Consider the following 22,949-nt stretch of genomic DNA (forward strand, 5'->3'; position numbering starts at 1 on the left):
TGATCAGCGTCGTCGCAGGGCGCGGACCAGGACGACGGCGCCGCCGAGCAGGGCGACCCCGCCGCCGATCACCCAGGGCATCGAGGAGCCGCCGAAGCCGCCGTGGGCTGGGACGGCCTCGGGGCCGACCCAGCGGCTGGCGGCGCGGGCGCGGGCGCTGCGGGCCGGCGGGGCGGGGGCGTAGCGGCCACGCGGCGGGGCGTGGTCGACCTCCTCGGCCGAGCGGCCGACGATGCTGCGGCGCACCGGCCCCTCGCCGCCCAGCTCGGCGGCGGACGGGACGGACTGGAAGACGTACGGCAGGTCGCCGGGGGAGTCCGGGACGATCACCGGCTCGGCCGGCTCGTCCGGGGCGGGGCCGCCCGGCTCGTCGGAGAAGGCGATCAGGTCGGTCAGGTCGTCGTCCAGGTCGCCGCCGAAGCCGGCGTGGTCCTCCAGGTAGAGCACCGTGGCGGTGGGCGGCTCGACCTCGCCGGTCTCCACCGCGAGGGCGGCCGCGAAGCGGTCGAGGATGCGGCGGCCGGCCGTGGCGAGCGCGGTCTGCTCGTACTCGGTGAGCCGGCCGGAGGCGGTGAGGTCCCCGGTGAAGCGGAGCAGCGCGCCGCTCTCGCCCTCGCTCTCGCCCTCGGCGCTCCGCCCGGTCTGCGCGGTCGGCTCGGCCGCGATCCGCAGGGTCGCGGTGACCTCGCCGTCGCCCCGGGCCTCCTGGCCCTCGGCGAGCACGGTGAGCACGCCCGCGCGGCCTTCGATGAGCGAGAGGGAGCCGCGGTAGGTGATGGTCGAGCTGCCGATCCGCACCCGCAGCCGGCCGGTGATCTCCTGGCCCTGGACGGAGTCGACGCTCAGCCCCGGGACGCAGCGGGCCAGCAGGTCGGGCTCCCGGAGGGCCTTCACGGCGACCTCGGCCGACAGCGGTACGACTACCTCGTGCTCCATGCCTGCGAGCCTACCCACCCACCTCCCCGTGGCGGAGCCTTGCCGTCAGGTTGACCACCCCGGTTGGTACGACTGGCGCAGGCGTGGGCGGTCACCCGAGCAGGGTGGGCGGGGCGGGCAGGTCGGCGGGGCGCCGGGCGGCGAGGAGGCCGGCGGAGGCCTGGAGGGTGTCGGGGGTCAGGGAGCGCGGGGGCGGGGCGTCGGGGTCGAGGGTGAGTCGGGGCTGTTCGCGGGCGGCGAGCACGAAGGTCTGGCCCTCGGCGGGGCCGCGGGCGCAGTGGGTGGGGCCCGGGGCGGCCGCGTACGGGACGGTCCGCAGTCCGGCGGCGCGCAGGGCGGACTCCCCGGCCCACACCCCGGGCCCGGGCGGGCCGGTGCGGACGGCGATCCGGCCGGCCGGGGCCAACCGGGTGGTGGCCAGGCCGTAGAACTCGACCGTGGTGTATGTCAGGTCGTGGCCGTCGGCCGGCAGGTCGGCCAGCACCACGTCGAAACTGTCCCGGTCGGTGCGCAGCCAGTCCAGCGGTTCGGCGGTGACCAGCCGGACCCGGGGGTCGGCGAAGGAGTGCCCGCCGAGGGCGGCCAGGCCCTGGTCGTCGCGGGCCAGCGCGGGCAGTGCCGGGTCGTCCGCCACCACCAGCACCTCGCTCACCGCCGGGTGGCGCAGCACCTCGCGCAGGGCCAGCCCGTCCCCGCCGCCGAGTAGCAGCACCCGGCCCTGCGGCCCGGCGGCCAGCGCGGGGTGCACCAGGGCCTCGTGGTCGCGGTACTCGTCCGGCCCGCAGACCACCGGGCGGCCGTCCCGGAAGAGCTCCAGCGGCGCCTCCCGCTGCGGTGGCACCTGGGGGCCGGGCCCTCCGGTGAGCACGATCTCGTGCCCGCCGCTCTGGGTGGCGAAGCGCACCTGGGCGCCGTAGAGCGCCTGCCGGGCGGCCCGCTCGATGGCGCCGGTGCAGGCGGCGGCCAGCGCCAGGGTGATCAGCACCAGCCCGCAGCCCGCCCAGAGCAGCAGCCGGGCGCGCGGGGAGGGCTCGTCCCGGAACAGCCAGAGCACCACGGCGGCCCCGGCCACCGCGTTGACGGCGCCGGTGACCAGCGCGCCGGTGGCCTGGCCGAGCGCGGGCAGCAGGAGGAACGGGAAGGCCAGCCCGCCGATCAGCGCGCCCACGTAGTCGGCGGCGAACAGGTCGGCGGCGGCCCGGCCGGCGTCCTCCCGGCGGATCCGCTGGATCAGCGTCATCAGCAGCGGGATCTCGGCGCCGATCAGGGCGCCGATCAGGAAGGTGGCGCCGACCAGCCCGGCGCTGGTGGCGCGGTACCGGTCGAGCCAGGCCCAGCAGCTGTACAGCACCAGGACGGAGAGCCCGCCGGTCAGTGCCAGCGCGCACTCGACCAGGGCGAAGGAGGTCGCCGGGCGGCGGGTGAGCCGCTTGGCGAGCAGCGAGCCGACGCCCATGGCGAAGACCATCACGGAGAGCACGATGGAGGTTTGGGTCATCGTGTCACCGAGCAAGTACCCACCGAGGGCGACGAGTTCGAGCTCGTACACCAGACCGCAGGCCGCACAGACGAAGGCGGCCAGCAGCACCAGCGCGCGGGCCGTGCGGGGGCTCGCGCGCCGGGGCCGGGGCAGCCGGTGGGCGCCGTCCGGTATGGCCGCCCGGGGGTGGTCGAGCGGCTCGCCGAGGTCCGGCTGGACGGGTGGGCCCTCCCCCAGATGGTTGATCATGGCCAAACGCTAGGCGACGGCTGGCGTCGATAGCTGCACCCATTCGACGGACAGGCCGGTATCGGGAGTTGACGGTTCATCAGTCTGTGCGATTCGTTTCGCTCGGGAGGGTGGTTCCGGCGCTCTCGGCGCTCTCGGTCTTTGCTGCGCTCGCTGCGCTCTCCGTGCTCTCTGTAACGGTGCGGACGGTCAGCGAGGACCGGGTGCAGACCAGGCGGCCCTCCTGCGGGTAGGCGTGCCAGGTGCGCCAGAGCACCCGGTTCTGGTCACCGTGCGCGACCAGGGCGGTGAAGGCGCTCGGATCGCCGGGGAAGACCCCGGCCAGGGCGCGCGGGTGCCCTTCCACCAGGGCGAGCAGCTCCTGGGCGCGGGCGGCGAAGATGTGCGGCGGCAGCTCCTCGATCCGGGCCGCGAACTCGTACTCCCAGCCCGCGACCTGCTTGGCCACCCGGGCCGGCAGCGGGGTCTGGCGGCCGGGCAGGCAGGCCACCGTCTCCAGGCACTCGCCGGGGCCGGCGGCCAGGATGACCTGGTGGGACGCGCCGAGCAGGCGCAGCTGCAGGGTGCCGCGGGTGGTGGATCCGAGGCCGGGGGCGTCCGGACCGTCGAGTCTGAGGTCGCGCACCGCGAGCGCGGGCAGCGGTTCGCCGCCCAGGCACCACGCCAGGTCACCGGCGCGGGTGTCCGTATAGGAAGTCTGCAGTGTGGTGAGCATGCTGGGCTCCGCGTTTCAGCTCCGTACGCGCCGGCCGTGCAGCCTCCGGCCCGGCAGTGGCGGGCTCTTCGGGGCTGTGCGGCGCCTGGCGCGGCCGACCGTGGAAGGAAGGATTCCGGCTGGAGATTCAGCAGCAGAGAAGCACGAATTCTCCGGGTCCGTCAGGGATTTACCCATCTTCAGCAGGCTTTCACCAGTCTGGGCGCTGTGGTCGACAGGGTCTGATCACCCCGGTGAACAACTCTGTCCGCTGCGCGCCCCCAAAACCCGAGCGCGCGCCGTGCGAGCCCAGAGTGCGCCCCCGTGCTCCCGCTCGTCCGCTCAGGCGTTCAGAGCGGAGCTCAGCCAGCCGTTCGCCGCACCGAGGGTGGGCACCGGCGAGAGCTCGCCGGCCAGGCTCCAGTAGCGCCGCATGACCGGGTGCTCCCCGCCTGCCAGGGTGTGGCGCAGCTCGCGGCGGAAGGCGGGGGTGTCCCGGCGGTCCTGGGCCCGGGCGTGCGCGGCGACGAAGCAGTCGAGCGCCTCGCCGGCCTCGGGTGCGCGGCCCGCGGTGAGCGCGGGGGCGGCCAACTCGTAGGCCTCGCGCAGGCCTTCGTAGAGCAGTTCGGGCCGGGGAACAACCGGCCGGTGCTCGGCCAGGCACGCGTCGCTCGCGGAGCCGGTGAGCTGGTGCAGGCGCGCGAAGGCGAGCACCTGCCCGGGCGCGGGTGCCTCGGGCACCGGCGGTACGGCGGCGTCCACCACGGCGGCGGCCAGCCGGGCGGGGAGGCGGGTCGGCAGCACCCGGCGCCAGTAGCGCGCCAGGCTGTCCGTGCTCGGCGGGGAGCCGAGCGCGCCCACCAGGCGCAGCAGCTCGGCCCGCTCCCCGGGCGGGCCCGTGTGCAGCAGTTGCAGCGCCGCCTCGCGCCAGCGCAGCGCCCGCAGCTCCCCGGCGACGGCGTCCAGCTGCCGCTCGACCACCTGCCCCAGCCGCTGCTCCTCCTCGAGGGCCGCCGCGACCTCCGGCAGGGGCACCCCGAGCCCGCGCAGCGAGCGGATCAGCCGCAGTCGCTCCAGCGCCTGCGGTGCGTACCGGCGGTGGCCGCCGCTGCTGCGGTCCGCCTCCGGCAGCAGCCCCTGGTCGGAGTAGAAGCGCACCGCCCGGACGCTCACGCCCGCCCGGGCGGCCAGCTCACCGATGGTCAACAGATCGTGCGTCCGCAAGACTTGAACCTCCGGTAAGGGGAGTTTCTACCGTACGCGTATGCGAATCGAAGACAAGATCACGACCGCGTTCGTCCTGGCCTCCGGGCCGTTCACCGACGGCTCGCTGTGGGACGCGGTGAGCGGGAGGCTGGGGGCAGCGGGGGCCGAGGTGCACGCGGTGACGTTCTCCGCGGACCCGGAGAGCCATGCCGGGGAGGTACTGCGGCTGATCGACTCGGCCGCCGCTCCGCAGGTGGTGCTGGTGGGGCACGACTACGGCCTGCACCCGCTGCTCGCCGCCGCCCGGCAGCGGACCGGGCGGGTGGCCCGGATCGTCCACCTGGACACCGCTCCGCCGCAGGACGGCGACGCGCCGCTCGCGCTGCTGCCAGATCCCGCGACGCAGGCCCTGCTGCGGGACCGGCCGCAGGCCCTGGTGCCCGCCCCCGCGCCGGGGGAGTGGGCGCGCTTCGGCTCGACCGCGGGCCTGACCCCGGAGGATCTGGAGCGGCTCTCCGCACTCTCCGAGCCCTGCCCGGGGGCCGTGCTGACCCGGCCGCTGCGGCTGACCGGCGCCCTGGCGGCCGTGCCGAGCAGCGGCATCCTGTGCACCGCCTCGGGCGCGAGCATCGCGGGCGTGCAGCAGCTGGTGTCCTCCGGGATGCCGCAGTTCCAGGCCCTGGCCGAACCATCGGTCGGCTTCTTCGAGCTGGCCACCGGGCACTGGCCGATGCTCTCCTGCCCCGAGGAGCTCACCGCGGCGCTGCTGCTCGCGGCGGCGGGCGGCGGCCGGCGGCTCACCCCGGCGGTGACCAGGCCCTTCCACGAGCGGCCGTTCGTGCTGGACGCCGCCGAAGCGCCCCGGGTCCGGACCGGCCTGGTCGACCTGCACCTGCCGGCGGCCGAGGGGCCGCGCCCGGCGGTGCTGCTGGTGCACGGCGGCCCGCTGCCCCGGGGGCTCACCCCGACGCCCCGCGACTGGCCGCTCTACCTCGGCTACGCCCGGCTGCTCGCCGGCCGGGGCCTGGTCGGGGCCGTGCTGGACCACCGGCTGCACGGACTGTCCGACTATCCGACCGCGTCGGAGGATCTCGCGGAGGCGGTCGGGCTGCTCCGGGCCGACCCCAGGGTCGACCCGGACCGGATCGCCCTCTGGTTCTTCTCCGGCGCCGGTCTGCTGCTGAGCCCGTACCTGGCCGCCCCGGCGCCCTGGCTGCGCTGCGTGGCCGCGACCTACCCGGTGCTGGCCCCGCTGCCCGGCTGGGCGGGCGTCGATCCGGCCTTCGACCCGGCGGCCGCGCTGCCGATGGCCGGGGCTCTCCCGGTCGTACTGACCCGGGCCGGGCTGGAATCCCCCGAGATCGCCGCGACGGTGGCCGGCTTCCTCGACGCGGCGGACGGCTGCGGCGCGGCGGTCGAGCTGGTCGACGCCCCGCACTGCCGCCACGGTTTCGACTGCTCCGAGCCGACCGAGGAGGCCCGCGGCGCCGTCCGGCAGGCGATGGAGGCCGTGTGCGCGCACCTGTCGGGCCGCGTACCTATCCGTGACTGATTCCGCCACGGCGCGGGCTGCCTAGCCTCGGCGGTACCAGACCGGCACTCCGACGGAGGGGACACATGTACTTCGAGACGCACGACGGCACCCGGCTCGCCTACGAGGACTACGGGACGGGCACGCCGATCGTCCTTGTCGCGGGCGCGATGCTGAACACCGACATGTGGGAGTACCAGATCCCGTTCTTCGTCGAGCGCGGGTACCGCTGCATCGCGATCGACCGCCGGGGCCACGGCCGCTCGGACCGCCCGTCGGGCGGGTACGACCTCGACACCACCAGCGAGGACCTGGCTGCCCTCCTGGACCACCTGGACCTGCGCGAGGCGGTCCTGGTCGGCCACTCCGCCGGGGGCGCCGAGGTCGCCCGCTACCTGGCCCGCCACGGCGGCGGGCGGGTGGCGCGGGCTGTGTTCCTCTCGGCGGCCCTGCCGTTCCTGAAGCTGACCGAGGACAACCCGGTCGGTGTCCCGGCGGAGGTCGCGGAGCACATGTTCGGCCGGATCCGCGCCGACCGGGGCAGGTGGCTGGCCGACCAGACCCAGGCGTTCTTCGCCACCCACCTGGGCAACGAGGTCTCGCCCGGGCAGATCGACGTCACCTACCGCCAGTGCCTGTCCGCCTCGCCCTGGGCCACCCTGCAGATCCAGCAGGCGGCCTTCCACACCGACAGCCGGGAGGCGCTGAGCCGGGTCACCGTCCCGGCCCTGGTGGTGCACGGGGGCGCCGACTTCTCCGCCCCCGCCGAGCTCACCGGCCGCCGCACCGCCGAACTGCTGCCCGGCTGCACCTACCGCGAGTACCCCACCGGCGGCCACGGCCTGTACGTCAGCCACGCCGAACAACTCAACTGCGACATCCTGGAGTTCCTGAAGGGCTGACCCCTCAGCGGCCGCGCAGCCGCGCCAGCCGCCCGACGGCCTCCTCCAGGACGGCGTCCTGCTTGCAGAAGGTGAAGCGGACGTGGCTGCGGCCGGCCTCGGTGTTGTCGTAGAAGACGACGTTGGGGATGGCGACCACGCCGCAGCGCTCCGGGAGGGAGCGGCAGAACTCCAGGCCGTCCTTCTCGCCGAGGGGGGTGATGTCGGTGGTGATGAAGTAGGTGCCCTGGGGCTCGAAGACCTGGAAGCCGGCGGCGGTCAGACCTGCGGAGAGCAGGTCGCGCTTGCGGGTGAGGTCGGCGCGGAAGGTCTCGAAGTAGGTGTCGGGCAGGCGCAGGGCCTCGGCGACGGCGTACTGGAAGGGGCCGGCACTGACGAAGGTCAGGTACTGCTTGGCGGTGCGGACGGCGGCGACCAGCTCGGGGGAGGAGGTCACCCAGCCGACCTTCCAGCCGGTGAAGGAGAAGGTCTTGCCGGCCGAGGAGATGGAGACGGTGCGCTCGCGCATGCCGGGGAGGGCGGCGAGGGGGTGGTGGGTGCCGGTGAACACGAGGTGTTCGTAGACCTCGTCGGTGATGACCAACAGGTCGTGCTCGACGGCGAGTTCGGCGATGGTGGCGAGCTCGTCGGGGTGCAGCACGGTGCCGGTGGGGTTGTGCGGGGTGTTGAGCAGGAGGAGGCGGGTGCGCGGGGTGATGAGGGAGCGCAGCTCGTCCAGGTCGGGGCGGAAGTCGGGGGCCCGGAGGGTGAGGGGCACTCGGGTGGCACCGGCCATCGCGATGCAGGCGGCGTAGGAGTCGTAGAACGGCTCGAAGGCGATCACCTCGTCACCCGGTTCGAGCAGGGCGAGGAGCGCTGCGGCGAGGGCCTCGGTGGCGCCGGCGGTGACCAGGACCTCGGTGTCGGGGTCGTAGCTCAGGCCGTAGAAGCGCTGCTGGTGCTCGGTGATCGCGGTACGCAGCTCGGGGACGCCGGGGCCGGGCGGGTACTGGTTGCCCTTGCCCGCGCGCAGCGCCTGAACGGCCGCCTCCCGGACCTCCTCGGGCCCGTCCGTGTCGGGGAAACCCTGCCCCAGGTTGACCGACCCGGTGGCGACGGCCAGCGCGGACATCTCCGCGAAGATCGTCGTACCCATCCCGGCCAGTCGGCGGTTCAGCAGCGGCCTTGCACCCATGGTGGCTCCCTCACGGCTCGTAGTCGGAGCCATCCTCTGACGCCCGGCGAGTGCTGGACAAGCACCGGTCGGCCCGGGGCACCGTGCGGCCGTCCGTCAGACCGGGGTGAGCTCGCCGAGGCGGGACTCCGCGCCGACGATGCGGAAGACGCCCGGGAGGACTTCCTCGGAGCGGGTGCGGATGTCCATGTAGAGCGGGGCGGGCCAGCCGGTGCGCAGCGACCAGGTGACGCCCATGAGGTAGGCGCCGTCGAGGCGGGCGCCGGTGAGGTCGGCGTCGGTGAGGTCGGCGTGGGCCAGGCTGGCCGCGGTGAAGTCCCCGCCGACCAGGGTCGCGTCGCGCAGGCAGGCGCGGTCCAGGGTGGAGCCGGTGAGGTCGGCGCCGGTGAAGTCGACCGCGGAGGCGAACGCCCCGGCGAGGTCGGCCCGGCCGAGCCGGGCCCGGCGCAGGGTGGTGCGGGCCAGCACGGCCTCCGACAGGCGGGCCCGGCTCAGGTCCGCGTCGTCCATCGCGGCCCCGGTCAGCAGCGCGTAGCGAAGGTCGGAGTCGGCCAGCCGGGCACTGTCCAGGCGGGCGGCGGCCAGGTGCGCGTTGTAGAGCTGAGCCCGCATCAGGTTGGCGCCGGAGAGGTCGGCGCCGTACAGGTTGGCGTCGGCGAGCCGGGCGTCGGAGAGGTCCGCCCGCCGGAGCTGGGCGCCGCAGAGGTTGGTGTCGGTCATGATCGCCGCGCGGAGGTCGGCACCGTGGAGCCGGGCCCCGAACAGGCTGGCCCCGGTCAGGTCCGAGGCGTGCAGGTCCGCGCCGCACAGGTCCGAACCGGCCAGCTCGGCGTTGGGCAGACTGGCGCGCGGGCCCGGGAGGTGGAGCGGCTCGAAGGCCAGGGCGGCACGGAGCCACCTGCGGAAGTCACCGGCCACGACGCCTCCTGCGGGGGGTGGGCGCTTGGTCCTGCTGGTCGCCCCGGGGGTAGATCATCAGGCTGGTCGACGCTCCCGGCTGCTCCTCGGGCAGGGTCGGCGGACCCTGCTGCGGACCCCGCCCGGCGAGCAGGTACAGGACGGTCCCCATCGCGCAGACGCCGCAGGCGAACGCCCTCATCGGCGTAGTCACCAGGTGCGAGGCCGCGAACACGGCGGGGACGAGCACGCCCAGGACCAGCCTGATGGCGGCCGCGACCGCGTACGGACCCAGCTTGAGCTGCCCGTCCTGCCGCCAGGGGAAGTCCTTGACGGCGTACATGGCCACGAGGAGGCGCACCCCCTCGGCGGCACCCGCGCCGCCGAGCCCCCACAGGCAGGCCGCCCACATCTGCATCCGACAACTCCTAGAGCGCATGGCGCGGTCCGCCGCGCCCTTTCCCACACCCATGCTGGGGCGGTTCAGGGCGCAAGAGGGCGGAATCTCCGATTGCCCTGCGCCGGATGCCCCACCTGTGCTAGGGACGACGGAGCCCGCCCTGCCGGGGTGGCGGAGCGGGCGTCCGGGGAGTGCGCGGGGGAGGTCAGCCCTCCTCGGGGGCCTCGCCCTCGGCGGGGCCCGCCTCGCCCTCGATGTCCTTCTGCAGGCCGAGGCGCTCGACGATCCACTGCTCGAAGCCCACGGCGGCCTGGGTCCAGTTGGCCACGGTGGTGACGAAGTAGTCCAGGTTGACGCCGGTGCCGACGATCATCTGGGCCTCGCCGATCAGGCGGACCACGCCGTCCTCGTGGGTGTGCGTGTAGACCTTGGGCCAGAGGGTCTCGCGGTTCCACTCGTCGATCAGGTCGAGGATCTCGTGCTTGTCCTCGAGCGGGTACGCGCGGTCGTAGAAGGCGCGGACCGCGAAGAGCTCCTTCTGCTCGCCGCGGAACATGTAGTAGACGCGGAAGCCGTCCCAGGGGGCGGTGAGGTCACCCTCCTCGTCCACCACGTGCTTGAGCTGCATCTGGTTGAGCAGCTGCACGACCAGATCCTGGTTCGGCACGATGACGGGCGGCGGGCCGGCCGGGCCACCACCGGGCTGGCCGCCCTGCGGGGGCTGCGGGACGCCGAAGGAGGGGATGGACGACGGGTCGATGCTCATGGGAGGTCCTTCTGATTCTCAGTGCACAACAAGGGTGGCTGGGACTCAGGGGCCGCCCTTCCACGTCTCCATCCTGCCTCATTCGGCGTCCTGGACACAGGGGCTCCCCGGCCGGTGCCCGGAAGATCCGGAACCGGACGGTTCGGGGAGCCCCCGTGGGGTGTCCGAGCAGGCTATTTGCCGAGCGAGAGCCCGGCGCGGACGGTGAGCCGGTCGCCCTCCCCGTCCCGCTCGACCACCACGGTGTCCCCGTCGTGGACGGCGCCGGAGAGGATCGCCCTGGCCAGCTGGTCGCCGATCGCCGACTGCACCAGCCGCCGCAGCGGCCGGGCCCCGTACGCCGGGTCGTAGCCGGTCAGCGCCAGCCAGTCGCGGGCGGCCGGGGTGACCTCCAGGGTCAGCCGGCGCTCGCGCAGGCGGTCGGCCAGCCGGGCGACCTGCAGGTCCACGATCCGGCTGAGCTCTTCGGTGCCCAGCGGGTCGAAGACCACGATGTCGTCCAGCCGGTTGAGGAACTCCGGCTTGAAGGCCGTCCGGACGGTCTCCAGGACCAGGTCCTTCTTGCGGTCCTGCTCGATCGAGGGATCCACCAGGAACTGCGAGCCCAGGTTCGAGGTCAGGATCAGGATCGCGTTGCGGAAGTCCACCGTGCGGCCCTGGCCGTCGGTGAGCCGGCCGTCGTCGAGCACCTGCAGCAGCACGTCGAAGACCTCGGGGTGGGCCTTCTCCACCTCGTCGAGCAGCACCACGCTGTAAGGGCGGCGCCGGACGGCCTCGGTGAGCTGGCCGCCCTCCTCGTAGCCGACGTACCCGGGCGGGGCGCCGACCAGGCGGGAGACGGAGTGCTTCTCGCCGTACTCGCTCATGTCGATCCGGACCATGGCGCGCTCGTCGTCGAAGAGGAAGTCGGCCAGGGCCTTGGCGAGTTCGGTCTTGCCGACGCCGGTCGGGCCGAGGAAGAGGAAGGAGCCGGTCGGGCGGTCCGGGTCGGCGATGCCCGAGCGGGTGCGCCGCACCGCGTCCGAGACGGCCTGCACGGCCTCGCTCTGGCCGATCAGGCGGCGGCCCAACTCCTCCTCCATGCGCAGGAGTTTGGCGCTCTCGCCTTCGAGCAGGCGGCCGGCCGGGATGCCGGACCAGGCGCTGACCACGTCGGCCACGTCGTCCGGGCCGACCTCCTCCTTGACCATCGACTCGGTGGCGTCCTCGTCGGCGGCGCGCTCCTGCGCCTCGGCCAACTCCCGCTCGGCGGCCGGGATCTCGGCGTACATCAGCTTGGAGGCCCGCTCGAAGTCCCCGTCGCGCTGGGCGCGTTCGAGGGCGCTCTGCAGGTCGTCCAGGCGCTCCTTGAGCTCGCCGACCCGGTTGAGGCTCTTCTTCTCCTGCTCCCAACGGGCGTTGAGCCCGTTGAGGGTCTCCTGCTTGTCCGCGAGGTCGCGGCGCAGCCGGGAGAGCCGCTCGACGGAGGCCGGGTCGGACTCCTTCTCCAGGGCCAGCTCCTCCATCCGCAGCCGGTCGACGGCGCGCTGGAGCTGGTCGATCTCGACCGGGGAGGAGTCGATCTCCATCCGGAGCCGGGAGGCCGCCTCGTCGATCAGGTCGATCGCCTTGTCGGGCAGGAAGCGGGAGGTGATGTACCGGTCCGAGAGGGTGGCGGCGGCGACCAGGGCGGCGTCCGAGATCTGCACGTGGTGGTGCGCCTCGTACCGGCCCTTGAGGCCGCGCAGGATGGCGATGGTGTCCTCCACGCTGGGCTCGCCGACCAGCACCTGCTGGAAGCGGCGCTCCAGGGCCGGGTCCTTCTCGATCCGCTCGCGGTACTCGTCCAGCGTGGTGGCGCCGACCATCCGCAGCTCGCCGCGGGCCAGCATCGGCTTGAGCATGTTGCCCGCGTCCATCGCGGAGTCGCCACCGGCGCCCGCGCCGACCATGGTGTGCAGCTCGTCGATGAAGGTGATCACCTGGCCGTCGCTGGACTTGATGTCGTTCAGCACCGCCTTGAGGCGCTCCTCGAACTCGCCCCGGTACTTCGCCCCGGCCACCATCGCGCCCAGGTCGAGCGAGACCAGGCGCTTGCCGCGCAGCGAGGTCGGCACGTCACCGGCCACGATGCGCTGGGCCAGGCCCTCGACCACGGCCGTCTTGCCGACGCCCGGGTCACCGATCAGGACGGGGTTGTTCTTGGTGCGGCGGGAGAGCACCTGGACCACCCGGCGGATCTCCTGGTCCCGGCCGATCACCGGGTCCAGCTTGCCGTCGCGGGCGGCCTGGGTGAGGTCGGTGCCGTACTTCTCCAGCGCCTTGTAGGTGCTCTCCGGGTCCGGCGAGGTGACCCGGGCGCTGCCGCGCACCTCGGTGAAGGCGGCGAGCAGGGCCTTGGGGGTGGCGCCGTGCTGGGCCAGCAGCTCGGCGACCTCGCCGCCCTCGGCGGCCAGGCCGACCAGCAGGTGCTCGGTGGAGAGGTACTGGTCGTCCAGCTTGTCGGCCTGCTGGCCCGCCTCGGCGAGCACGGCCATGGTGTCGCGGGCGAGCTGCGGCGCGGCCACCGTCGAGCCCTGGGCCTGCGGGAGGGTCTTGAGCAGGCGGTTGGCGGCGGCGGTGACGGCTGCCGCGTCCGCGCCCACGGCCTCCAGCAGCGGGCGGGTGATGCCCTCGGGCTGCTCGAGCAGGGCCAGCAGGATGTGCACCGGCTTGACGTCCGGGTTTCCTGCGGCGCTCGCCTGCCGGATCGCGGCGGACAGGGCGTCCTGCGTCTTACTGGTGAACTTGCTGGCGTCCACGGGTGTGCGGCCTCCTGGTCTCTCGCTGACTGTGTTGCCTCTATCAGTATGCAGGAAGTTGAGCTCAGGTGGCTCAACTTTCCACGATCAGTTCCGCCGGGGCAGTTTGCGGGTCAGGCCGAGCAGCTCGCGGGCCGGGCCCGCCGGGCGCTGACCGGCCGGCCAGACGGCCCGCAGCGGGCGGTGCAGGTCGATGTCCGCCACCGGCACCTCGACCAGCCGCCGGGTGGCCAGCTCCTCCATCACCGCCAGCTCGCTCAGGCAGACCGGCCCTGCCCCGGTCATCGCGGCCGCCTTGAGCGCCGTGGAGGAGGCCAGCTCGAGGCGGGGCGGGGCGGTCCCGCCGAAGGGCGCGAGCGCCTGGTCCAGCACCTCGCGGGTGCCCGAGCCCGGCTCGCGCAGGACGAGCGGGGTGGCGGCCAGCTCGGCGCCGGGGACGGCCGCCCGCCGCCGGGCCCACGGGTGGTCCGGGCCGACCACGACCACCAGCCGGTCGGCCGCCACCACCGCGCCGGAGAGCCCCGGCGGGGTGTCCGGGCCCTCGACGAAGCCGAGGTCGGCGTCGCCCGCCAGTACGTGCGCCGCGACATCGGCCGAGTTCGCCGTGCGCAGGGTCACCGCGGTGTCCGGGCTCGCCTCGTGCAGGGCGAGCAGCCAGCCCGGCATCAGGTACTCGGCCACCGTCAGGCTGGCCACCACCCGCAGCCGGGTGTCGCGGTGCTCGCGCAGCGCGTCGATGCCCGCGTCCAGCGAGCGGGCCGCCTCCACCACGTTGCGGGCCCACTCCACCACCAGCCGTCCGGCCTGGGTCGGAGTGCTGCCCCGGGGTGAGCGCTCGAGCAGCGGCACCCCGATCTGGCGCTCCATCCCCTTGATCCGCGCGCTCGCGGCCGGCTGGCTCACGCCCAGCTCGGCCGCGGCCCGGCCGACGCTGCCGAGCCGGGCGACGGCCAGCAGCAGCTCCAGCGCGCCCAGTTCGGGCACCCGGGGGGAGAGGGCGGGCGGGGTGTTCACGGGGCGGCCCCAGGTGTGCCGAGGGCATCGGGCCAGGTGGCGGCGGTGGCCCCGGAGGCATCGGGTCGGCTGATGGGGGTGGTGCCGGTCATAGGGCCAGGCTATGTGTCCATAGCCCCGAGCGCGCTACCGGCGCCCGCCCGCGCGGGGGACGGTGGATGCATGGCCACCATCACCGCACCCCGCACCACCTCCCTCACCGGCTTCCGGCTCGACCTCAGCCAGCTCGGCCCCAACTGGTACGCCGCCGTCATGGGCACCGCGATCACCGCCAACGGCGCGGCCGCCCTGCCGGTGCAGGTGCCGGGCCTGCTCGGCTTCGCCCAGGCGGTGTGGGCGCTCTCGCTGGGCATGCTGGCCGTGCTGGTGGCCGCCCGGCTGGTCCACTTCGCCAAGCACCGTGAGGCGGCCCGGGCGATGCTGCTCGACAACCCCGCCACCGCCGTCTTCTACGGCTGTCCGCCGATGGCAATGCTGGCCGTCGGGTACGGCACCCTGGCCGTCGGGTCGTCGGTGATCGGTACCTCGGCGGCGGTGGGGATCGACCTGGCGCTCTGGTCGGCGGGCACCCTGTACGGGCTCGCGGTGGCCGTGGGCATCCCGTACCTGCTGATCACCCGGCACCGGGTGTCCCCGCTGAACGCCAACCCCACCTGGCTGCTGCCCGCCGTCGCCCCGGTGGTCGCGGGCGCCCTCGGCCCGGCGCTGATCCCTCATCTGGCTTCGGACGGCGCCCAGGTGGCGATGTTCTACGGCTGCTTCGCCCTGCTCGGGGCCGGTCTGCTCGGCACCCTGCTCCTGCTGCCGATCGTCCTCACCGGCCTGGTGCACAGCAAGCTGCCGAGCCTGATCCTCACCCCCTCGCTCTTCCTGGTGCTCGGCCCGCTCGGCCAGTCCACCACCGCCGTGAACCAGCTGGCCGACGCCTCGCGGGTCGCCGCACCGCAGCTCGCCACCGCCACCCTGGACCTCGCCGAGCTCTACGGCATCGTCGTGATGGGCTTCGCCCTGCTCTGGCTCGGTGTGGCTCTGGCCGCCAACCTGCGGGCCCTGCGGGCGGAGATGCCCTTCGCGATGACCTGGTGGGCGTTCACCTTCCCGGTCGGGACCATGGTCACCGGCGCGGCGGGGCTGGCCAAGCACACCGGAGTCGGTGCGATCGGCGGGCTCGCGGTGGGGCTGTGGGTGCTGCTGGTGCTGGCCTGGGCGGTGGCCTCGGTCCGGACGGTGGCCGCTGTGGCGGGTGGGCGGCTGCTGCGGTAGGGCCTGGCATCTGTGGGTGCGGATGGGCGGGGAACGGAATTTCCTGGCGTTTCGGAATGTGGGGTCGATAGGGGTTGTTCGGGCCCGAAAGCTGACTCCGTGGTTGGTGAACCGGCAGTTCAGGGCCGTGGAAACGGCAGGTGGGGGGATATCCGGTGCAGGTTCCTGCAGCTGCGGGAACCTGCACCCGGGCGCCCCTTGTTCCGGGCTCCCCGCGCTGTGAGGGTGGAATCACGCCGAGTCGCCCGGGCACCCCAGCCCGGCGACGGCGGTCTGCTCCTAGCTGTGGGGGTGGGCGGTGCGTCGGCACCGCCACCACGGGGGGAGGAGCACCCGGGCGGGGCGCCATGTGTGGTGATGGCGCCCGGCGCCCGGGGCCGGTGAGACGCTGCTGCTCCGTCTCACTGGGCCGCCAGCGCTCGGTGCAGCACCGACGGTTCCCCGGGGCTCGCGTACGCCATGTGCGGCGGGTCCCGGGGGATACGTCGGTTTTCGACGATCCGGTGTGCGGTGCCGGCCGGCTTCCTTGAGATCATGCTTCTTGGCCGAGCGTGAAATCCGACAGGGAGTACCCGAAGTGGCCGCCAATCCGCCAACCCGCCTCGAAACGGTCATTCCCGACGAAGCGGCCCGAGCTCTCTACCTCGCGGTCCTGGTGGAGGGGGGCCGAATCACCCGGGACGCGGTCGCGGAGGCTGACCGCTCCGCGCTCGAGCAACTGCACACCGTCGGACTGCTGATCTTCAACCCGGAGGAGCGCGCGTACCTGGCGGTCAGCCCCCGTGAGGTGAGCGCGCGGATCAGTGCCGACCTGCGCGGGGCGGCCACCCGGATGCTGCAGCGGTCCGAGGAGCTGCAGGACGAGCTGGGTGCACTCACCCGTGCGTACGAGACCACGTCGTGGGCGGTGGAGTCCCAGCAGCAGACCAGCTATGTCGAGGGACGTGACCGGATTCGCCACCGGATCTCGCGGCTGCTCTCCGAGAGCAAGCGCGAACTGCTCACCGTCCAGCCGGGGCCGCGCCTGGTGGCGACGATCGTGGTGGCGACCCAGCAGGACCTCGCGTTCGTCCAGCGCGGCGGGAGGATGCGCACCCTCTACCAACCGGTGGTGCTCGACCAGCCGGAGACCGTCGCGTACGCGGCTGCCGTCACGGCCCACGGCGCCGAGGTCCGGGTGCTGGACGAGCCGATGGAGCGGATGATCATCATCGACCGCTCCGTCGCGGTGATCTCTGCGGCCGAGGACCACTCCCGGGCCGCTTTCGTGGAGGAGCCGGCGGCACTGGCCTACCTGGTCCGCGCTTTCGAACGCGACTGGACGCGTGCCGAGACCGTCCGCTGGGGAGAGCCGCCCGACCCCCAGCAGCGCATCCACGCCCGGATCGCCCGCCTCCTCGCCCAGGGCCTGACCCAGCGCGCGGTGGCGAGCCGGTTGGGGTTGAGCGAGCGGACGGTGGCGGGGCACATCGCGCGGCTGCGGCAGATCCACGGTGCTGAGACGTTGTTCCAATTGGGGTGGGTGATGCGGAATGAGTGAGCTGTTGCCGGACGCGGCCGAGCGGGCGTTCTACCTGGCGGTGGTGGAGCAGGGTGGCCGGGTGCTGTTCCGGGACGTGCCGGGGCCCGAACTGCCGCTCGCGCTGAGGCTGGTGGAGATCGGCCTGCTGGTGCACCGCCCGGCGGACGAGTCGTTGGAGGCGGTGGATCCGCGGGTGGCAGGGGACCGGATCGGCGTCGAACTGCGCTCTGCCGGTGCCCGGTTGGTGGCCCAGGCGGAGGAGGTGCCGGAGTGGCTGAAGGAACTGGCCTACCGGTTCGACGAGTCGGCCTGTGCCGGGGCCAGGGCCGGAGCGGTGCACCACCCGAGCGGGGTCGAGGAGGTGCGGCACCGGATGCTGCAGATCGAGGCCGAGCTGAAGTACGAGGTGCTGGTGGCCTGGCCGGCCGGTGGGGCGGTGCGGCCGGAGCTTGACCTGTCGCTCGCCCGGGTCGAGCGCTTCCTGCGCGAGGGCGGGGTGGGCCGCACGATCCACGGCCCGGAGGCCAGGGCCGACGCCGAGGTGGTGCGGTGGGCCGCGACGGTCAGCGGGTGGGGGCAGCAAGTCCGCGTGCACGGTGGGTCCTTCAACCCGGTGCGGGTCTTCGACCGCCGGCTCGCCGTCATCGCGGCGGAGGGCGGGAGCACCGGCGTGGCGTTCGTCGCGGACCAGGCGGTGGTGGCCTTCCTGGTCGGCGTGTTCGAGCGGGACTGGGCCTGGGCGGAGCCCGTCCGCTGGAGCGCCCCGGACGCGGACGACCGGATCGCTCCGGTGCACGAGCAGGTGGGGCGGTTGCTGGCACAGGGGCTGACGCAGCGGGCGGTGTCGAGCCGGCTGGGGTTGAGCGAGCGGACGGTGGCGGGGCACATCGCGCGGTTGCGGGAGTTGTACGACGCGGAGACGTTGTTCCAGTTGGGGTGGGTGATGCGGGGTGAGTGAGTTGTTGCCGGACGCGGCCGAGCGCGCGTTCTACTTGGTGGTGCTGGAGCAGGGCGGGCGGGTACTGCTCCGGGATGTGCCGGAGGCGGAGATCCCGGTCGCTCTGCGGTTGGTGGAGATCGGACTGCTGGTGCACCATCGGGCGGACGAGTCGCTGTCGGCGGTGAACCCTAGGACGATCGGGGAGCAGGTCAGCGGCGAACTGCGGTCGGCCGGTATCCGGCTGATGGCCCAGGCCGAGGAGGCACCCGCCGTGCTGGAGGAACTGGTCCGTGGCTACGACAGAGTGGCCCGCCGCAGCCAGCAATCCGGCGCGGTCCACCACGTCGGCGGCTCCGAGGCGATCAGGCACCGGCTGATCCAGTTGGAGACGGAGCTCCGTCACGAGGTGATGACGGTACAGCCGGGCTCGGGAACGCCCTCGGGGCACCTGAAGCAGACCATGGACCGCATCCGCGGCTTCCTGCAGCAGGGCGGCAGTGGTCGCACGATCTACCAGCCTGCGGTCAAGGCGGATTTCGCCACGATCGAGTACGCGACGGCGATCAGTGAACTCGGCTACCAGATCAGGGTGTTGGGTGAGCAGTTCACCCGGATGCTGATCTTCGACCGCCGGGTTGCGGTTATTTCTGCTGCGGCGGACAACAGCAGCGCGGCCTTCGTGGAGGATCCGGCAGTGGTGGCTTTCCTGGTGGGCACATTCGAGCGGGACTGGGCACGCGCGGAGCCGGTCCGCTGGGGTGCGTTGTCGGAGCCCGGGGAGGGGGCGCCGGTGCACGAGCAGGTGGGCCGGCTGCTGGCGCAGGGGCTGACCCAGCGCGCGGTGGCGAGCCGGCTGGGGCTGAGCGAGCGGACGGTGGCGGGGCACATCGCGCGGCTGCGGGAGCTCTACGACGCCAACACGCTCTACCAGCTCGGGTGGCTTATGAGGGGTCAGCGCGGCCAAGAGCCGCGCTGACCCCTGGGGGAACCGTTCGCCCCGCCGGGGGTACGGGGCGAACGGAAGTGTGGGAGGCGGCGGTCAGCCGGTGGCGACGCCGGGGGTCCAGTAGCCGAAGCTGCTCTCCTGGCGGGGCAGCGGGAACTGCTCGCCGGGAGCGGTCCAGAAGCCCTCGCGGAGGGAGAGGGCCATGCCGGCCCAGTCGAGGGCGGTCTCGACGGTGTGGTGCAGGGCCTCCTGCGACCAGGTGTCGTCGAAGACCAGCGGCAGGACGGGGGCGACCTGCTCGATGGTGGCGATCAGCGGGTTGTGGGTGATCGCCTCGTCCACCAGCAGGACGATCGGCTTGCGCAGCGCCGAGGCCCAGCCGAGCTCCAGGCTGACGCCGGCCGAGAGCGGGGCACCGACGTACGCGAAGACGAGATCGGCGCTCTGCAGGGCGCGGAAGTCCGAGGGCACCCGCGGCTCCGGCGCCTTGCCCGCCACCGACCAGGCGTCGCTGTGGTGCGCGCTGTAGACGGCGGCGCCGCTGCGCAGCAGCGTCGAGCGCAGGGTGGTCAGCCGAGTCCGGCTGGCCAGCGTCACCACGCTGTCGGCCGGGCCGGTCAGCCGCATGAGCGGTGCGGCCAGGAACACCCGAGCGCGCCGACCCTCGGGGGCCTGGGTGGCGCGGTCGCGCAGATAGGGCTCACTCATGTCGACTCCGGGGGAGGAAGGGCGGGGGCGCTGACAGCTGGAGCCGACGGAGCGGTAGGGAGATTCGCCCAGTTGGCGCGGTGCCGTGCCGGTTCGGTGGTGATCCTCGGGACGAGCTGTCGCAGGACTGACAGAGACCGCGTCAGCACCAGGGAGATGGCGGACTGCTCCTGGTGAGACGTGCTGATCGTCCAACGGCTGGAGCCGGTACGTCCACTGACACATGGTGGCATCTGGCTGCCTGGCAGCGAGATGACGCACCTAGCAGAAAGCGGGCGCAGTGACAGTAGCCCTCACAGTGAGGCATGATCTGAGCTAATGTTCGAGGCTTCATTTTTCGTGAGGCATAACCCCGAGGAAGGATTTGGTCGCAATGTCTCGCATGCGCCGCTTTGTTCGCTTCGTCGCCGTGCCGCTGGCCCTGGGTGCGGCGGTGTTGGCCGGCAGCAATCTGGCACAAGCCGCAGACAGCGCCTGGACGAAGGCCACGAAGGTCGTCTCGGCCGACCAGTCAACGGCCAAGGGGCTGCCCACGACGGTGTCTCCGCTGGACTCGGCCTGGACCTGAGTCCTACGGTCCTGCTGTTCCCACCCGGGCGAACGGGGCGTCCGGGCGATGACAGGTCACCCGAAGGCTTCGGTGGACTCGATGGCCTCGGGGTTGGTGCGGGCCAGGACGTAGCCGAGTTGGAAGAGCGACTCGACGTGGTACTCCTCGCGCATCTCGGCGATATGGCGGGCCAGGGTGCGTTCGCTGATCCCCAGGCGCCGGGCGATAACGCGGTGGTTGATCCCCTTCAACAGGAGATCGATGATCGTCTGGCGAAGCCGGGAAACGACTTGAGGTGGAACTGTCCGTGTTCCGTCAAAATCTAGTCCTCGGCTCCAGTTCCGCTCGAATACCTCCTCGACGACGTAGCTGATGACGGCTTGGTCATGAATGAACGCGGCCAAGTTGAGATCTTCGGCCACCGGAATCACGGCGGTTCGGCGATCGATGACGATAAGCCGCGTGTAGGGCTCGTCGAGCGTCCGGACTTGACCACCGTGCTCGGCTATCGAGGCAACATAGTCCCGCGTCGCCGGGTGGTACCGCGTGCTCGGGTGGTAGATCGTCCGGATGTCCGCCCCGCGGCGCAGCATTTCGAGGTCCCGGTCGATCACGCCGGCCAGTGCCTCCGGCGGCCGCGGCCCGCCCGGTTGGGCAGCGAGCATCTCTTCTCTGCAGCTGCTGACCAGCTGGCCCAACCGTTGGTTGATCAGGACTTTGCCACGGACATACTCGATCGTTCCGCCGGTCTGCTCGGGTACGCGGAATGATTCGGCCAGTTCCTGGAGTTCGGTGGGCAGGGACACAGCCCGGTTGAGCAGGTCCAGAGCCTTCCGCTGCCAGGCGGTGCTGAGGCGGACGGACAGTTGCCCGGGGTCGACGGCGACCAGGACTTCCGGGTTGTCGGTGTCCGGGACGAGCAGGCCGATGTCCGTCAGTTCGTGCAGGCAGCCGCGCACGGCCCCATCGGCATCGGCCGGATGGAGTCGGCCATGGGACCGTATGACCGATCGGTAGAGCTCCCGGGCCTCGGCGGAGAGCACTCCCAAGCCGCCTGAAGTGAGCCCTGGCTCGTCCGTCTCAGTCATTTGGGCTCCTTGCCGTCGGCTGCATGGATGGACGGGTGGCGTGCGCCCAACGGGGATCATATGGGGCTGTGCCCATGGACGACCGGGAGTACCGAATTTGCCGCCGTCATCATGACTCGGTCGCACTCTCTCACCACGACTGAGCCGCCGACACCCCCTGACCGAAGGGTATCGGCGGCTCCCGGCGTGCGGTCGGGCGGTGGTCAGCGCTTGGGGCGCCAGACGACCAGGGCGCTGGACTGCTGGACCTGCTGGTAGGGGACGAGGTCGCGGCGGTAGGAGGCGTGGACGGCGGCCTCGCGCTGCTGGAGGGCGGTGGCGGCGCCGTCGAGGGAGGCGGCTAGTTCGGTGATCCGGGACTGGAGTGCGGCGACCTGGTTCTCGAGCTCGATGATCCGCTTGATGCCGGCCAGGTTGATGCCCTCGTCCTGGGAGAGGCGCTGGACCTCGCGCAGCTGCTGGATGTCCCGGGCGGAGTAGCGGCGGCCGCGGCCGGCCGTGCGGTCGGGGCAGACCAGGCCGAGGCGGTCGTACTGGCGCAGGGTCTGGGGGTGCAGGCCGGAGAGCTCGGCGGCCACCGAGATGACGTAGACGGGTGTCTCTTCGGTGAGCTGGTAGGAGACCCGGGGGGCCGAGGAACGGCGGGTGCCGCCGGGCAGGCCCTCGCCGAGACCGGGGCCGATGGGGTCCTGGTTCATCTGCATCTGGTCACGCTCCCTCCGCCGCCCGGAAGAGGTCGGCTCGTGGGTCGTCCGAGGCGGTGGCCTCGCGGTACTGCTCCAGGGCCGTCAGGGCGTCGCCCTCGACGCTCTTCGGGACCGCGACCTCCACGGTGACCAGCAGGTCGCCGCGGGTGCCGTCCTTGCGGGTGGCGCCCTTGCCCCGGGCGCGGAGGGTGAGTCCGTTGGCGCTGCCCGCCGGGAGGCGGAGCTTGACCGACGGGCCGGCCAGGGTGGGCACCTCGATGGTGCCGCCAAGTGCCGCTTCGGGGAAGGACACCGGCACGGTCACGGTCAGGTTGTCGCCCTTGCGGCCGAAGACCGGGTGCGGGTCGACGTGCACGGTGACGTAGAGGTCGCCGGGCTGGCCGCCGCGCTCGCCCTGGGCGCCCTTGCCCTTGAGCCGGATGCGCTGGTCGGCCTGGACCCCGGCCGGGATGCGGACCTGCATGGTGCGCGCCGAGGAGGCCCGGCCGCTGCCGTGGCAGACGGCGCAGGGGTCGTCGACGAGCATGCCGCGGCCGCGGCAGTCCCGGCAGGGCTCGGAGAGCGCGAAGGCGCCCTGGCCCCGGCTCACGGTGCCCGCGCCGACGCACGTGGGGCAGACCCGGGGCGTGGTGCCGGCCTTGGCGCCGGTGCCGGAGCAGACCTTGCAGGGCGCCTGACTGGTCATCCGCAGCGGCACGGTGGCGCCGTCCACGGCCTCCTCGAAGGAGAGCGTCACCTCGGTCTCGACGTCCGCGCCGCGGCGCGGCTGGGCCGCCCGGCCGCCGCGGTTGAACAGGCCGCCGAAGACGTCGCCGATGCCGCCGCCCTGGTTGGCGGAGCCGGAGAAGAGGTCGCCGAAGTCGAAGGAGGCGCCGCCGCCGGGCCCGCCGGAGCGGAAGCCGCCGGAGCCGAACAGGCTGCGGGCCTCGTCGTACTCCTTGCGGCGCTTGTCGTCCGAGAGCACGTCGTACGCCTCGGAGATGTCCTTGAAGCGGTCCTCCGCCTTGGCGTCGCCCTTGTTGGCGTCCGGGTGGAACTCCCGGGCCAGCTTCCGGTACGTCTTCTTGATCTCGGCGGTGGTGGCGTCCTTGGGCACACCGAGGACCTTGTAGTAGTCCTTCTCCACGTAGTCCTTGGCGCTCATGCCTGCCACAACCTCCGAAAGTGTTTCACGGTACGCCGCTGCGGAGCCGTTC

General features: G+C 72.9%; 21 protein-coding genes. 7 read left to right on the top strand and 14 right to left on the bottom strand.

Translation table 11 applies throughout. The features are described 5' to 3' along the window. Positions 1-3: 3 nt before the first annotated feature. The 4 genes from ABT095_RS12435 to ABT095_RS12450 all read right to left on the bottom strand — a co-directional run bounded on the left by ABT095_RS12435 (position 4) and on the right by ABT095_RS12450 (position 4,583). Positions 4-936, bottom strand: coding sequence for an SRPBCC domain-containing protein (locus ABT095_RS12435; protein ID WP_350529311.1), 933 nt, complete (start codon positions 934-936; stop codon positions 4-6). A gap of 91 nt (positions 937-1,027) precedes the next feature. Next, a complete protein-coding gene (locus tag ABT095_RS12440; protein ID WP_350529312.1) occupies positions 1,028-2,665 on the bottom strand; it encodes a spermine/spermidine synthase domain-containing protein in 1,638 nt (545 codons plus the stop codon). A gap of 79 nt (positions 2,666-2,744) precedes the next feature. Beyond that, positions 2,745-3,380: a DUF2617 family protein gene (locus ABT095_RS12445; protein WP_350529313.1), complete on the bottom strand. Its 636-nt coding sequence runs from the start codon at positions 3,378-3,380 to the stop codon at positions 2,745-2,747. 321 nt (positions 3,381-3,701) lie between these two features. Beyond that, positions 3,702-4,583, bottom strand: coding sequence for a helix-turn-helix domain-containing protein (locus tag ABT095_RS12450; RefSeq protein ID WP_350529314.1), 882 nt, complete (start codon positions 4,581-4,583; stop codon positions 3,702-3,704). A 40-nt stretch (positions 4,584-4,623) separates the two neighbouring features. Here ABT095_RS12450 and ABT095_RS12455 point away from each other — a divergent pair, with 40 nt between their 5' ends. Further along, positions 4,624-6,117, top strand: a complete 1,494-nt coding sequence (locus ABT095_RS12455) for an alpha/beta hydrolase (protein WP_350529315.1) — start codon at positions 4,624-4,626, stop codon at positions 6,115-6,117. 65 nt (positions 6,118-6,182) lie between these two features. After that, entirely contained in the window at positions 6,183-6,998 is an 816-nt protein-coding gene (locus ABT095_RS12460; RefSeq protein WP_350529316.1) for an alpha/beta fold hydrolase, read from the top strand. A 4-nt stretch (positions 6,999-7,002) separates the two neighbouring features. Here ABT095_RS12460 and ABT095_RS12465 read toward each other — a convergent pair whose 3' ends face one another. From ABT095_RS12465 to ABT095_RS12490, 6 genes are all read right to left on the bottom strand, one after another. After that, complete coding sequence (locus ABT095_RS12465; RefSeq protein ID WP_350529317.1) at positions 7,003-8,172, bottom strand: pyridoxal phosphate-dependent aminotransferase; 1,170 nt, start codon at positions 8,170-8,172, stop codon at positions 7,003-7,005. Positions 8,173-8,268: 96 nt separating this feature from the next. Next, positions 8,269-9,090 carry a pentapeptide repeat-containing protein gene (locus ABT095_RS12470; protein WP_350529318.1) on the bottom strand — a complete coding sequence of 274 codons (822 nt, stop codon included), beginning with the start codon at positions 9,088-9,090 and terminating at the stop codon, positions 8,269-8,271. Next, positions 9,080-9,487, bottom strand: coding sequence for a hypothetical protein (locus tag ABT095_RS12475; RefSeq protein ID WP_350529319.1), 408 nt, complete (start codon positions 9,485-9,487; stop codon positions 9,080-9,082). The genes ABT095_RS12470 and ABT095_RS12475 overlap by 11 nt, the downstream gene beginning before the upstream one ends. A gap of 187 nt (positions 9,488-9,674) precedes the next feature. Next, positions 9,675-10,235 (bottom strand): type III secretion system chaperone family protein, encoded by a 561-nt coding sequence (locus ABT095_RS12480; RefSeq protein WP_350529320.1) that lies wholly within the window; start codon positions 10,233-10,235, stop codon positions 9,675-9,677. A 173-nt stretch (positions 10,236-10,408) separates the two neighbouring features. Continuing rightward, the gene (gene clpB, locus ABT095_RS12485) at positions 10,409-13,015 is read right to left on the bottom strand and encodes an ATP-dependent chaperone ClpB (protein WP_350529321.1); all 2,607 of its coding nucleotides are present in this window, start codon (positions 13,013-13,015) and stop codon (positions 10,409-10,411) included. An 87-nt stretch (positions 13,016-13,102) separates the two neighbouring features. Further along, positions 13,103-14,029, bottom strand: coding sequence for a LysR family transcriptional regulator (locus tag ABT095_RS12490; RefSeq protein WP_350529322.1), 927 nt, complete (start codon positions 14,027-14,029; stop codon positions 13,103-13,105). Between the two features lie 162 nt (positions 14,030-14,191). Between ABT095_RS12490 and ABT095_RS12495 the strand changes: the two genes are divergently transcribed. The 4 genes from ABT095_RS12495 to ABT095_RS12510 all read left to right on the top strand — a co-directional run bounded on the left by ABT095_RS12495 (position 14,192) and on the right by ABT095_RS12510 (position 18,730). After that, the gene (locus tag ABT095_RS12495) at positions 14,192-15,292 is read left to right on the top strand and encodes a TDT family transporter (protein ID WP_350529323.1); all 1,101 of its coding nucleotides are present in this window, start codon (positions 14,192-14,194) and stop codon (positions 15,290-15,292) included. A 577-nt stretch (positions 15,293-15,869) separates the two neighbouring features. Next, entirely contained in the window at positions 15,870-16,832 is a 963-nt protein-coding gene (locus ABT095_RS12500; protein WP_350529324.1) for a helix-turn-helix domain-containing protein, read from the top strand. Then, positions 16,825-17,772, top strand: coding sequence for a LuxR family transcriptional regulator (locus ABT095_RS12505; protein WP_350529325.1), 948 nt, complete (start codon positions 16,825-16,827; stop codon positions 17,770-17,772). Before ABT095_RS12500 ends, ABT095_RS12505 begins: the two co-directional genes overlap by 8 nt. Beyond that, a complete protein-coding gene (locus ABT095_RS12510; RefSeq protein ID WP_350529326.1) occupies positions 17,765-18,730 on the top strand; it encodes a LuxR C-terminal-related transcriptional regulator in 966 nt (321 codons plus the stop codon). The genes ABT095_RS12505 and ABT095_RS12510 overlap by 8 nt, the downstream gene beginning before the upstream one ends. Before the next feature lie 63 nt (positions 18,731-18,793). Here the strand turns inward: ABT095_RS12510 and ABT095_RS12515 are convergent, their stop codons facing one another. Then, entirely contained in the window at positions 18,794-19,408 is a 615-nt protein-coding gene (locus ABT095_RS12515; RefSeq protein WP_350529327.1) for a hypothetical protein, read from the bottom strand. 373 nt (positions 19,409-19,781) lie between these two features. On the opposite strand from ABT095_RS12515, the gene ABT095_RS12520 reads away from it, so the two are divergent. Continuing rightward, positions 19,782-19,976: a hypothetical protein gene (locus ABT095_RS12520; RefSeq protein ID WP_350529328.1), complete on the top strand. Its 195-nt coding sequence runs from the start codon at positions 19,782-19,784 to the stop codon at positions 19,974-19,976. Between the two features lie 56 nt (positions 19,977-20,032). Here ABT095_RS12520 and ABT095_RS12525 read toward each other — a convergent pair whose 3' ends face one another. The 3 genes from ABT095_RS12525 to dnaJ form a co-directional block, all read right to left on the bottom strand. Next, on the bottom strand, positions 20,033-21,046 hold the full coding sequence (locus ABT095_RS12525) for a helix-turn-helix domain-containing protein (RefSeq protein ID WP_350529329.1): 1,014 nt from the start codon (positions 21,044-21,046) through the stop codon (positions 20,033-20,035). Positions 21,047-21,249: 203 nt separating this feature from the next. Further along, positions 21,250-21,750 (bottom strand): heat shock protein transcriptional repressor HspR, encoded by a 501-nt coding sequence (locus ABT095_RS12530; protein ID WP_350529330.1) that lies wholly within the window; start codon positions 21,748-21,750, stop codon positions 21,250-21,252. 4 nt (positions 21,751-21,754) lie between these two features. Continuing rightward, the gene (dnaJ, locus tag ABT095_RS12535) at positions 21,755-22,897 is read right to left on the bottom strand and encodes a molecular chaperone DnaJ (RefSeq protein WP_350529331.1); all 1,143 of its coding nucleotides are present in this window, start codon (positions 22,895-22,897) and stop codon (positions 21,755-21,757) included. Between the last annotated feature and the right edge of the window lie 52 nt (positions 22,898-22,949).

The organism is Kitasatospora sp. NPDC002227, assembly GCF_040296285.1.
Lineage (GTDB): Bacteria > Actinomycetota > Actinomycetes > Streptomycetales > Streptomycetaceae > Kitasatospora.